Annotated in this window: 6 protein-coding genes; all 6 read right to left on the bottom strand. The window is 69.8% G+C overall.

What is annotated here, in order from left to right:
* Positions 1–5,288, bottom strand: a 5,288-nt coding sequence (locus KUTG_RS43470) for an RHS repeat domain-containing protein (RefSeq protein WP_157495204.1), incomplete at its 3' end; no start/stop codon positions are given.
* 358 nt (positions 5,289–5,646) lie between these two features.
* Positions 5,647–9,951, bottom strand: a complete 4,305-nt coding sequence (locus KUTG_RS43465; protein ID WP_084580489.1) for a LamG-like jellyroll fold domain-containing protein — start codon at positions 9,949–9,951, stop codon at positions 5,647–5,649.
* A gap of 253 nt (positions 9,952–10,204) precedes the next feature.
* Positions 10,205–10,960 (bottom strand): proteasome subunit alpha, encoded by a 756-nt coding sequence (gene prcA, locus KUTG_RS43460; RefSeq protein ID WP_043725492.1) that lies wholly within the window; start codon positions 10,958–10,960, stop codon positions 10,205–10,207.
* A 43-nt stretch (positions 10,961–11,003) separates the two neighbouring features.
* On the bottom strand, positions 11,004–11,837 hold the full coding sequence (prcB, locus tag KUTG_RS43455; RefSeq protein WP_043725490.1) for a proteasome subunit beta: 834 nt from the start codon (positions 11,835–11,837) through the stop codon (positions 11,004–11,006).
* 61 nt (positions 11,838–11,898) lie between these two features.
* Positions 11,899–12,093 (bottom strand): ubiquitin-like protein Pup, encoded by a 195-nt coding sequence (locus KUTG_RS43450; RefSeq protein WP_043725488.1) that lies wholly within the window; start codon positions 12,091–12,093, stop codon positions 11,899–11,901.
* Between the two features lie 93 nt (positions 12,094–12,186).
* Positions 12,187–13,255: depupylase/deamidase Dop (gene dop, locus KUTG_RS43445; RefSeq protein ID WP_043725486.1), on the bottom strand; the 1,069-nt coding region annotated here is incomplete at its 5' end.

Raw genomic sequence — 13,255 nt, 5'->3', positions numbered from 1 at the left:
TCACCGGCGCCGCAGGTGGTGACGGTGATCGCCACCAGCACCACAACCACGATCACCACGACGGCGACGATGGCCAGCACGTCCCAGAAGCCCCGACCGGAGGGGTCGGACCACGTGACGGGGTTGTTGCCGCTGTAGGCGTAGTTGTTCCACGACTGCGGGCTGGTCAGATCGAACTCGGGGTCGATCTGGGTGAAGCGACCGGTGCTCTGGTCGTAGTCACGGGCCCCGACGTGGGTCAGCCCGCTGGCGTCCTGGAAACCGTCCAGGAAGCCGTGTTTGTCGTTCCACGTGGACGGCGAGGGCCCGCGGTTGTTGCCGAACGGGTCCTGGTAGCGCTTGGACACCGCGAGGTTGCCCGCGTTGATCTGGGCACTGGCAGTGCCGTGGTCGTCGGCCAGAAGCCAGGTGAGCCCCTTGGTGGAGCTGCGCTCAGCGACCTTGGCGCCGCCGTGGGTGTAGAAGCGGGTGCCCTGGGCGGTGGTCGACCCGGCCGGCACGAACAACTCCACGTCGCCGACGGTGAGAGTCGTGCCCGAGGAGTCACGCGTGACCAGCCGGGCGCCGTCGGTGTTGTAGACGTAGCTGACCGGCTTGCCGTCGAGGCCGGTCGCGGTGGCGACATGACCCTCGGCGTCGTACGTGAAGCTCTGCTTGTCCTTGGTCAGCAGGTTGCCGGCGTTGTCGTAGGTGAGGTCGATCTTGCTGGTGCCGGTCGGCGTCGTCGTCTCGACGGACTGCAACGCGTGCGGCTGCTTGGCCCCGGCCGCCGGATAGGTGGACTTGGCGACGGTGTCGCCGGACCCGGTGTGCTGGGTCTGGGTCAACCGGTTGCCGGTCTGGTCGTAGGTCCAGCTCGTCCAGTACGGCGCGGCGCCGCCGAGGCCGGCGGTGCTGCGCGGGTCCTCGCACTTGCCGCTGCCCGGGGTCCAGGCCTCGGTGAGCCGACGGAGGTAGTCGGTGCTGAAGCACTGGACGTCCGAGCCGCTGCCGGCCGGGGTGTCGGCGACCTTGGTGACGTTGCCGGCCGCGTCGTAGCCGAAGGTGCGGTTGACGATCTGCGGCGCGCTGGTGGTGGCCCGCACCGACAGGTTCGTGGCCAGTCGACCGGTGGAGTCGTCGTAGGTGTTGGTGGTGGAGACCTGCTTGGGGTCGGTGGCGGCGGCGAAGTTCTCCCGCAGCACCTTGCCGAACGGGTCGTAGGTCGTCTCCGACACCAGCGACGTGGTCACGCCCCCGGTGCTGGCGGCCAGGGTCGTGGTCGGGTTGTTGTACGCGTCGTACCCGTGGTAGATCGTCTCCTCCGGCAGCCCGCCGACCCCGGGACTGCTGGTCGTGGCGACCTTCCCGGTGTTGGAGTCGTAGGTGACGGGGAACGAGTACGTGCCGGCCAGTCCGGGCTCGCCGACGATGGTCACCTTGGTCCCGGTGGGACGGTTGGCGTTGTCATAGCCGGACACGTCGGTGGCGGCGTAGGGCTGCCCGTTGACGAACCGGGTGGTCCGGGTGGGCAGGCCCTTGAGCAGGGTGTCATAGCTGTACGACAACAGCTGCTGTCCGGACGGACTGTCGGCGTACTCGCCGGTGGGCCGCCCGAGCACGTCGTACTTGAAGGCGACGGTCTTGCCGCGCCCGTCCGTTGTGGACGAAAGCTGCCCGGCCGCGTCGTAGGAGGCCTTGCTGGCACCACCGTCCGGGTCGGTCGCGGCAACCCGCTCGCCCCGGGCGTCATAGGTGTAGGTCCAGCTGTTCTTGTCGGTGCTGTCGATGTCCGTGATCACCTGGCCGGTCGGCGTGTAGGTGTAGCTGGTGGTGTCGGCCGGGTCGCCCTGGCTGGTGTGGGCCGGGTCGTGGTACTGGATCCGCTGCGCCATCTGCCCGCGGGCGTTGTTGACGACGGTCTCGGCGGTGCCACCGGCCGGTGGGATGGTGGTGGTGCGGTCGCCGTCGTTGCGGACGGTGGTGCGGGCCAGCTCGGTGTTGTCGCGCAGGGAGATCGCCGCGGTCTGCCGGCCGGCCGAGTCGTACTGCGTCCGGGTGATGCTGGGCACGGCCGGGTCCAGCGCGGTCAGCAGGGCGCCGGTCGGGCCGGAATCCCCGTTCCAGTAGGCGTTGTGGGTCTCCCACTGCCGCCCCTGGGAGTCATACAGGGTGTCGTTGACGACCCGCCCCGAGGTGAACGGGGTGGGCGCCTGCGCCTGCACGGTCCGGCCGAGCCCGTCCACCAGGTGGTAGGTGACGGCGTAGCCGCCGGACGACTGGAGGGCGTCGGTGATCTGGAGACTCGGCTTGTCCTTGCTGACCGTGTACTCGTACTTGATGTCCGCCGGCCCGCTGTGGTTCTTGTCGTGCCCGGGCGCCCAGACCGCGGTGATCCGGCCCAGCGGGTCGTAACCCGCGCTGGTGACGCGCCCGTTCGCGTCCACTGTGGACGTCAGCAGCCCCGATGGCGCGTCGAACAATTTGCTCTGGGTGAAGCTGCCGAGCGTGCCGCCGAGCGAGGGGCTGGTCATGGTGATCTTCGACGGGGCGCCGCTGGCCGGGGTGTAGTCGGTCAGTGTGGTGCGGCCCAGCTCATCGGTGCTGGACTTGACCCGGCCGTAGGCGTCGAAGGTGGTGCCGGCGTTGACAAAGCCCTCGGCCCCGCCGGACGGCCAGCCGTTGAGGCTCTCGGTCTTGGTGACGTTGCCGGTGCTGGGCCCGGCGCCGAGACCCCGGTTGTCGTAGTACGTCCGCGTGTCGGCGATGATGTTGTTGCTGCGGGCCAGGTTCGACCCCACGCAGGCGCCGGTGACCTTCTGCACCTGGCTGGGGAAGTTCAGCATCCACGCGCCGGTGTTGTAGGCGTACGTGGTGCGGGTGCAGTTGGCCTGGGACGGGTCGGTGACGTCGCCGTCGTCCTCCACCGCGGTCGCGAGACCCTCGCCGTTGAAGGTGGTGGCGATGCGGGTGGTGCGCCACGCGTTGGCGGCCGCGATCCACGTGCGGTTGCGGGTCGCCCCGTTGCCGGTGAGGAACGACTGCATGCCGTTGCCGGTGGCGGTGGCGCCCGAGCTCCACGGGTCGGTGATGGTGCCGGAGATCGCGTGGCCGTCCAGCAGCTGCTGGGTTTCCCTTGTCATGCCACGGAACTGGTTGCTGTCGGGGATGCTCTCCCCCAGCGAGTCGGTCACCGAGGCGGGACGCGTCCCGGACGGCTGGACGTCGCCGTCCATGCCCCGCATGAACGTGGTCTCGCTGACGCTCGGCGGTCCGGCCGGATCGTCCGGGTCGCCCTTGGTGGTGCGCACGGTCCCGTAGCCCCGCCACACCGACCACGTCTTGTACTTCGGGTCGCCCAGCGGTGATTCGTCGTAGTGCCAGGCGGATCCGCCCACGTAGTCGTAGTGGGTGTGGGTCTGCTGGGACAGCGAGGTCCGGCCGTCCTCGTGGACGTCGGTCACCAGGTACTTGTTGAACCAGTCGATCTGCGGTTCCTTGTTGCCCTGGTACGACCAGAAGACCGGGTAGCAGCGCGAGGAGTTGCTTTCCGGCGCGGGAGTTCCGCCCTTGCAGTCCGGCGCGGTGTAGTCGACCGAGGTGACGCCACCCTGCTCGTTGACCACCGAGGTGATCCGGTTGCGGGTGATGCCGGTCAGGTCGTTCTGCCCCGGGAAGACCCGGTTGGGCATGGCCGTGCCGATGAACGTGGTCTGCGGCAGGGCGAGGCTGCCGCCGGTCAGGCCGGTGCGGGTGATGCCGTCCAGCCACAGCGCGTTGGCCGAGCCGTCGCCGGTCTGCGGGAAGGACTGGGCCAGGTCCCAGCGGTTGACGGCGGCGCCGCCCGAGAAGGTGCTGATCGCGGTGACCCGGCGCCGGGTGAAGAACGACGGGTTCATGTTGTTCTTGCAGGCGTCGCCGGAGTTGCAGATCTCGTCGGCCGGCACGTCCGGCCACGAGTTGGCGGTGTCCTTGGACAGTTCCCCGGGGTCACAGGTGACCCCGCCGCCGGGCAGGCAGCGCTCGGTGGTGTCGAACACGACGCGGTCGGGGGCGGCGTCGAACAGGCCGGCCCCGGCCACGTTCACGTTGTATCCGTAGTCGATCTCGGTCAGATACCCGCCCCGGGTGTACTGCACGCCGGGATCGGTCCAGTTGTTGTTCTGGCCGTAGAAGTTGGTTTCCGTCTGGTAGTGCAGGACTTCGGCGTTGCCGTGCGGATCGACGACGTAGTCCAGGTTCCAGCGGTAGGCCTGGGTGCACGCGGAGCCGGCGAAGTCGCCGTCCTTGTAGCAGGGCTCGCCGGCGTTGTTGCCGAACACCGGCTCGGTGAACGTGGACTGCGTGTCCGGCAGCCCGTCGTGCCAGCCGGGAACGTGGTTGAGGCCGAAGAAGTACTGGGTGCCGTCGGTCGTGGTGACCTTCCAGTACTCGCCGTTGTCGTCCCCGTTGCCGGCGCCCGTGAGATGCTCGATCCTGGAGCCGTCGTCGTTCTTCGGGTGCCACGCGCCGGAGTTGGCGTCCTTGACCAGCTGCCCGGACCGGTCGCCCAACGCGTAGGTGGCGTTGTCCGTGCCCCAGCACTGGTCGCCGGTCTTCTTGTCGCCGTTGTTGCCGCCCAGATCGGTGGCGCAGGACTCGAACTTGCGCTCGATGTAGCCGGCGCCGGACAGCTCCCAGCCGTCGCCGAACACCGACGGCTGGTTGTTGGTGGCCGAGGTCAGCCCGTCCACCGCGCCCGAGGAGTACGTCAGCTTCAGCGGCGGCGCGGCGCCGCCGGCCGGAGCCGGCAGGCCGATCGGGTACGTGTAGGAGAAGTCGCCCGAGGAGCTGCCGCCCGTCCAGGTGCCGGACGGGGACAGCGTAGTGGCCGAGAAGTCGCCGCCGCCGGAGTTGGGGCCGGAGGTGGCGCCGACGACCGCGCCGCCGCTGCCGGCCGTCGCGGCCTTGGCGGAACGCTGCGAAGCGGGCAACGTCAGCTCGCCGACCAGGTGGTGGTCCTGCTCCTGGTTCACGGAGTCGATCGGCGTCGGCACCGCGCAGGACGGCTTCTCCGGCGTGGTCAGGATGCAGTCCGGATACGAGACCCAGCGCAGCCGCTGGCCGTAGCCGCCGCCGTAGGCGTCGGTGAAGGCCGAGTAGTCCAGGTCCACCGACACCGGTCCGGAGGTGTCCCCGGAGACCGGGGTCAGCCGAACCAGCGTGCCGGGGATCTTGGCCTTCTGGGCGATGGAGTGGTCGACCGTCTCCACCCGCACGGTGCCCTTGTCGTGGGCGGCGGGGGCGGGTCGGCCTTGCGTGAATGACACCTCACGACCCATCTCTCCTGGCAGCAGGTAACCGTACTACTAGCCTAGGCCATATGACGCTCCAATTTTTGGGGAGCGACCCAATGAGCATGACAAAAAAAACTACCTCTCACCAAATGTTCCTCATTTATATTCCAGCACTTCCACAGGCTTGTCCGGGCTGCCGGCCACGTTGATCGGCTCTGCAGCTCCGGCAGGTCCCAGCCCAGCCCGTGCCAGCCGCCCTTGGGCGCGGCCACGGCCTGGGTCTCACCGACCACCATGATCACGGCGACCAGGGCGGCCACCGTCGCGCGGGCCCAACCGGCCCGCGGCAGTCTTCGACTATCGCTCATCTTTTGGAATCCCCCCGCGCGCATCAGTGCCTCACCCCGAAGAGGTTGCCCGGGTCGTCCGCGGTGCGGTCGCCCTTGATCTGGTCCGGCGTGCGGACGCCGGAGTACACGCGCAGCCCGGCGATCGCTCCATGCCAGAAGTCGACCAGGTTGCCGCCCCACTGGGCCTTGCCGATGCGCAGCGGCCCGCTGGCGCTGTACGGCGGTTTGCCGCCGCTGGTGCACGTGGACTGGCGTTGGCCGTTGACGTACAGGCAGGCGCTGTTGGTCACCAGGTCGTAGGTGGCGGCCAGGTGCGTCCACACGCCGCGCTCGGCCCCGGCGTCGCTGTAGGCCAGCGTCAGGCAGCCCTGGTGCTGGTCGCACGACAGGCCGATGTCCCACTTGCCCACGGTCTGGTCGTCCTTGCGGAAGCCGAACATGAGCGGGCTGAATCCGCTGCCGTCGTCCATCGACGCCACCGCGCGGGTGAAGTCGTCGTTGGTGTCCAGCCGCACCCAGGCCTCGATCGTGTAGGACCCGTCGGTGCGCAGGGCCTCCGGATGCTGCCCGGTGACGGTGCCGTCCCACGTGAACTGGGCGCCGGCGCCGTCGTTGCGGTCGGCCACCTCGGCCACTGCCCCGGCCGGCGTACCCGGCTGGCCGGCCGGGAAGTTCCACGTGCTGTCCGTGTAGGACAGTCCGGCCAGGCCGGCGATCTGCGACGGCGTCAGCGCGGTCTGCCAGGCCTGCACCTGGTCGAGGGAACCCTTGAACTGGTGGGTGAAACCGCCGACGTCGTAGCCGCCGACGCTGAACTGGCCGGTCGCGTTCCACGGCGCGCCGGCGAACTTGTTCTGCCCTGACAGCTTGCCGTTGACGTAGGTCTGCAGCGTCTTGGTCTCGGCGTTGAACACGCCGGTGACGAGGGTCCACTGCCCGGCCGTGGTGACGCTGTTGGGCTCGTAGGCCCAGTTCATCTGCGCGGCGGCGGCGCTGTCGTCCGGCGAGCTGTTCAGGCCGAAGATCCACGCGTGCACGTCGGTCGAGTACCGCATCAGGAAGCCGAGCGTGCCACCGGGTTTGGCCGGCTGGCCGACCACGCCGTAGTAGCCGTTGACGTCCTCCAGCTTGGCCCAGGCCGACACCGTGAACGAGCGGCTGGTGTCCACCACGGGCGCGGAGGCCTGGCCGTAGGCGGTGCCGTCCATGTGCACGGCGTTGCCGGACTTGCCGGCCACCCAGGAGGTTCCGCCCGACAGCGTCAGCGGGTGCAGGGCGAGGCCGTTGCCGCTGTTGCTGTTGTCGGCGGCCGAAGTGCCGTCGGTCTCGTCGAGCTTCCAGTAGCCCTGGAGGCTGGGCACCGGGGCCGGGGTGAAGCTGTCGCCGGAGCCGGTGGAGCCGGTGGTCAGCAGCGTCGCGGCGCCCTCGGCCAGGTTGTACTGGGCACGCGGAACGCTGGCCGTGGCCAGGGCGTGCACCTCGGCGTCGGACAGCACCCGCTGCCACACCTGGGCGTCGTCGATGACCCCGTTGAACGCCCTGCCCCGCTGGCTGCCCCACTTCGCCGCGCCGACCAGCAGCGCGCCGGTGGCGTTCCAGCCGTGCCGCACGAGGCTGTTCTGCTTGACCCCGTTGACGTACAGCGTGGCCTGGCCGGTCACCGAGTCGTAGGTGCCGGTCAGGTGCGTCCACACGTTGAGCTGCGGCGCGGCCTTGGACACCACCCGGGCGTTGGCCGGGTTGTCGGCGTCGCTGTCCGGCAGGTTGAACGTCCAGGCGTTGGCGTCGGAGGAGTACTCGATGAACGCCCCGCTGGAGTGGGCCCCCTCCTGCGCGATGACCGCGTGCGGCTTGTTGGGGCTCATGTCGGTCAGCTTCGCCCACGCCGAGAGGGTGAACGTCTTGCTGGTGTCGAGCACCGGCCCGGCGGTGGCCAGGTATCCGCTGGTGCCGAAGTGCATGCCGCCCCGGACGCCGTCCTTGTTGCCGGCCTGGTCGGGCTGCGACCACGAGTCGCCGCGGCTGTAGCCGAGGTCCCAGTTGGCATCGCCGTTGAGGGTGGCCGGGTGCGGGGTCGCACCGGCTCGCAGCGTGGCGACGTTGTCCGAGGCGGCTGGGCCGCCCTGGTCGTCCAGGCCCCAGGCGCCGGCCAGACCCTTCTCCGGGGTCAGCGGCTCGACGATGTAGGCGCAGGCCGCGGCGTCGAGGCCGTTGCCGCCCACGCAGGTCCCGTTGGGACCGGGCTTGCTGGTCCTGCTGACGGCCTTGACCCGGATCAGGTTCTGGTTGCCGTTGACGGCGGTCGCGTTCACCGTGGCGGTGACGTTGCCGTTGGCGTCGAGGCCGGGATTGCGCTTGGCCGTGGGGGAACCCTGCACGCTGGGGTCGCTGCCGTCGGTCGTGTAGACGAAGCGATCGATGTCGTCCAGGCCGGCGGTGGCCAGCGGCACCGAGACGGTGAAGGAGACCGGGTCGCCCTGCAACTGGGGCTGCTGGCCGGTCAGCGCCACGGTCGGCGCCTTCGGCACGGCGGTGTCCACCGTGAACTCACAGTCCCAGTCCCAGTGCGGGGAATCCATCTCCCCGTCGCCGACCCGCATCGCCCACTTGTAGATGCCGTCGGTCGGGATCCAGCCGGCCGGGATGGTGTACTGCGCGGTCGCGCCCTGGTTCGGGCCGGGCGTGCCGACGCCGAAGCGGTTGGCGCCGTTGTCCCGGTAGCTGTTGGGCACGTCGTGGCCGTAGGTGCCGCCGCTGGTGGCCACCAGCACGCTCAGGCTGCCACCGTCCGGATCGGACACAGTGGCCTGCACCTCGGGGGTCTTGGTGTCCAGCCAGGGCCGGTTGTCGCCCTTCACGCACGGCAGCGCCCCGTTGGCCATCTTCAGGTTGGCGGGGTTGTTGGGCTGCGAGTCGTAGGCGACCTCGAGGTACGGGTTGAGCGCGAACTTCCGCCACGCGGAGACGTTGCCCTCGGCGGCGCCCTTGATCATGAAGGTGCCGGCCTGCCAGCCCTCGGACGCCGCCCGGCGGATCAGGTCGGACGCCTCGAAGACCTGGGTGACGTCGCCGGCGTCGTGGCAGTTGGCCACGTTGGCGTTCGAGATCTGCTGGTTCCAGCCGGGCTGGTTGTTCCAGGTGGTGTTGCCGTCGATCGGGCCGGTCCACCACAGCTCGCTGTCCCCGGTGCCGGAGCAGTTCCAGGTGTGGGTGACCGTGGTGTTCAGGTGCGCCCAGTGGATGGACTTGCCGACGATGGGCGCGGTGTTCATCTGGATGTACGAGCGCGAGATCTTGGCTCGGTCGGAGGTCTCGTAGCCGCTGAGCAGCTCGCTGAAGGTGCCGCCGGAGTTGTCGTAGTTGCGCGCGTCGGGGAAGCCGGACTGCACGACCGCGTGGTGCTGCATGCCGCACCAGGAGGTGTTGGAGCAGAAGTACTCCGGGTCGATGTACACCGGGTACTTGGTGTCCTTGTCGGCCATGAAGGCCGCGTCGGGGCTGACCGTCACGCCGGTCGCGGTGACGTCGGCCCGCATGTCGGCCCGCCGGGCGCCGTCGGCGCCGCCGGTGACCCGCGCGGTCCGGTCGCCCTCGCCCGACGAGTCCCACATCCGGGTGGCGTCGCCGGCGAAAACCACGGCGCCGGAGTTGTCCACGACCTCGAGGTCGTTGCCGGGGGTGGCCTGGGCCTTGGCCCGCACCTTGGTGTTGCTGGTGTACGTGCCGAAGGTGACCTTGCTCAGCTTCGGGTTCTTCGCGGCCTCGGCGGTCTTGACCACCAGCACCTCGGAGAAGCCCATGGTGTCGGCGGTGACCGCGAGGTCGACGCCCGGCCACACCTCGGGATAGGTGGCCGTCGCACCGTCCACAGTGGGCTTGGGCAGGTCCCCGGTCCACACGAGGCCGACCTCGGCCCCCTTGTTGCCGACCTTCACCAGCGGCCGCGCGGCCGAGCCGGGGCCGCCGGCGGACAGCGAGATGTCCATTGTGGACGCCTTGGGGCCGATGCTGCCGTCGGGCCGCACGGCCAGCGTCGTGTCGACGGGCACCCACTGGTCGCCGCGTCTGACCCGGACCGGTCTGGTGTACTCCCGCCAGACCATCGAGCCGTCGGGCTGGGCCGAGACCTCCTCGGTCTCGCTCAGCCGCGAGGTGACGAGCACGTTCTTGTTGCCCTCACGGGCGTACTGCTGGGCCAGCGTCTCGGTGGGCGCCTGGTCCGGGATCGCGGCGGCGGCGATCGCCGGCGCCGGCGCGGACAGCAGGGACCCGGCGACGAGCCCGGAGATCCCCAACAGAAGCACACGCGTCCGGAAAAGGGCGCGCGGCAGCCTCACTACGGCCATGTATTTCCTTCCCCCTGTGCGGCCGGGACACGGCTCTGAAGCGAGCCGCACCGGATCCACACCCCGGTGAGATCCTCACCGACGGGACACCGAATCGCAAAGAGGCCGAAAGGCCTAAAGACCTCACACGGTGTTCACAAACCGACAAGAAGGACAAAACCCCGGATCGGTCACGGGTGAGAAGAGCCATGTAACACGAGGGACCCTCCGACATATGTCGGAGGGTCCCTCGTGAACTGCGGTTCTGCTCGGGTCAGCTCTCCGAGCCGGCGTCGGACCCGGCCGGCGGCGCTTCCTCGGCGGCGGGCTCCTCGGGAGCCGGCTTGGTCGAGGCCAGCAGCTGCTCCAGGACGGCGCCCTGGATACGGCGGAAGGTCCGGCGGGAGCGGTTGCGGTCCAGCACCGCCACCTCGAGCGGACGGTCCCCGTTGGCGGCCGGGCTGCCGGCGTCGAAGGCTTCGACGGCCACGCGCAGGGCGTCGGCCAGCGCGGCGTCCTCCTGGTAGGTCTCCTTGAGGGCGTTGGAGATGGCCTCGGCCTGCCCGCCCATGACCACGTACTTGGGCTCGTCGACGATGGAGCCGTCGTAGGTCAGCCGGTAGAGCTGGTCGCCGCCGTAGGCGGAGCCGACCTCGGCCAGGCAGACCTCGACCTCGAACGGCTTGATCTGCTCGGTGAAGATGGAGCCGAGCAGGCCGGCGAAGGCGTTGGCCAGCGAGCGGGCGTTCACGTCCCGCCGGTCGTACTGGTAGCCGCGCAGGTCGGCGTGCCGGACGCCGGCCACCCGCAGGCTCTCGAACTCGCTGTAGCGGCCGACGGCGGCGAAGCCGATGCGGTCGTAGATCTCGGACACCTTGCGCAGGGTCGACGAGGTGTTCTCGGCGACGAACAGCACGCCGTCGGTGAAGGTGAGCACGACGACGCTGCGGCCCCTGGCGATGCCCTTGCGGGCGAGCTCCGAGCGGTCCCGCATCACCTGCTCGGCGGATGCGTACAACGGCAACGTCACGGTGCGGCTCCTGTGGTTCGTGGAAACGTCAGCACGGCCGGCCTCAGCTGCGGGTGCGTCCCGCGACGACCGCCTCGGACACCGCGGCGGTGGTCTCGTCGGGCACCCGCACGGCGCCGTCGAGGCCGTCGACGGTGATGACGACCGGGAAGATGCGGCGCACCAGGTCGGGGCCGCTGGTCGCCGAGTCGTCGTCGGCGGCGTCGTAGAGCGCCTCGATGGCGGTCCGCACGGCCGCGTCCTTGTCGGCGTCCGGGTCGTACAGCTTCTTCAGCGAGCCCTTGGCGAACACCGAGCCGGAGCCGATGGAGTGGTAGCCGGCGTGCTCGTCGAACCGCCCGCCGGTGACGTCGTAGGTGACGATCCGACCGGCCCGGTCCTGGTCGGGCGAGTCGACGTCGACGCCGACGAACAGGGGCAGCACGACGAGGCCGGCCATGGCCGCCTCCAGGTTGCCCTTGATCATCGCGCCGAGGCGGTTGGCCTTGCCGTCCAACGTGATGGTGACGCCCTCGAGCTTCTCGTAGTGCTCCAGCTCCAGCTGGTAGAGCCGGACCATCTCGACCGCGAGCCCGGCCGTGCCGGCGATGCCGACGGCCGAGTACTCGTCGGTGACGTACACCTTGTCCATGTCCCGGTGCGCGATCACGTTGCCCTGGGTGGCCCGCCGGTCACCGGCGATCAGGACGCCGCCCTTGTAGGCGACGGCGACGATCGTGGTGCCGTGGGCCAGCTCCAGCGGCCGGGCGCCGGGCGCGATCCGGTTGAACGGCAGCAGCTCGGGCGCCTGGGCGCGCAGGAAGTCCACGAACGAGGACGTGCCCGACGCGAGGTAGGCCGCCGGCAGCGCCGCGCCCGTGTTCGAGTTGTGTTCCATGTAGTGTGTCTCTCCTGCCGCCGGTGGAGTCGGTGTCAACGGGTGGAGGCCCCGTGCGGGCCTACTCGCCGCCCTTCTGCACGTATGCGCGCACGAAGTCCTCGGCGTTCTCCTCAAGCACGTCGTCGATCTCGTCGAGGATGGCGTCGACGTCCTCGCCGAGCTTCTCCCGGCGTTCCTGACCCGCGGCGGCGGCGCCGTCGCCGCCGTCGTCGCCGTCGCCCCCACCCTGACGCTGAACCTGTTCCTGAGCCATGGCCGCCTCCCGGTGACTGGTTGGCCTGCTTCAACACTACCCAGCGGCACCGACATTCGTCCTTCAGCCACTCGGGTCGTGATCAACGCGTGTCTAGCCCCTGGTGAGGGCGTCGACCAGCTCCTCGGCGGTGTTCGCGGCCTCCAGCAGGGCCCCGACGTGCGCCTTCGTGCCCCGCAGGGGCTCAAGGGTGGGGATGCGGACCAGCGACTCGCGGCCGATGTCGAAGATGACGGAGTCCCAGGACGCGGCGGCGACGGCGCTGGGGTAGCGCTCCAGGCAGCGGCCACGGAAGTAGGCGCGGGTGTCCTCCGGCGGCGTGGTCACCGCGGCCAGCACCTCCTCCTCGCTGACCAGGCGCTTCATCGAGCCCCGGGCCACCAGGCGGTTGTACAGGCCCTTGTCCAGCCGCACGTCCGAGTACTGGAGGTCGACCAGCTGCAACCGGGGCGAGCCCCAGGCCAGGTTGTCGCGGTTGCGGTAGCCCTCCAGCAGCCGCAGCTTGGCCGGCCAGTCCAGCCGGTCGGCGCACTCCATGGGGTCGCGGCGCAGCGCGTCCAGGATCTCGCCCCAGGTCTTGAGCACGTGCGCGGCCACCCGGTCGCCGCTGCCCTCGGACTCCAGGTAGCGCGAGGCCCGCTCGTGGTAGGCGAACTGGATGTCCAGGCCGGAGAACTTGCGCCCGCCGGACAGCTCGACGGTGGCCTTGAGCGTCGGGTCGTGGCTGATGGTGTGCACCGCGCGCACCGGGTCGGCCAGCCGCAGGTCGTCGAAGCGCTTGCCGGACTCGATCATGTCCAGCACGATCGCGGTGGTGCCGACCTTGAGGTACGTGGAGTACTCGGCCAGGTTGGCGTCGCCGATGATGACGTGCAGCCGGCGGTACTTGTCGGCGTCGGCGTGCGGCTCGTCGCGGGTGTTGATGATGCCCCGCTTGAGCGTGGTCTCCAGGCCGACCTCGACCTCGATGTAGTCGGCCCGCTGGGACAGCTGGAAGCCGGCGTGGTCGCCGGTGGCGCCGATGCCGACCCGGCCCGAGCCGATGACGACCTGGCGCGAGGTGAAGAACGGGGTGAGGCCGCCGATCACCGCGGTGAACGGGGTGCTGCGGGACATCAGGTAGTTCTCGTGGGTGCCGTAGCTGGCGCCCTTGCCGTCCACG

It is taken from the genome of Kutzneria sp. 744 (assembly GCF_000568255.1).
GTDB lineage: Bacteria > Actinomycetota > Actinomycetes > Mycobacteriales > Pseudonocardiaceae > Kutzneria.
This window is presented reverse-complemented; position numbering and strand designations above follow the sequence as displayed.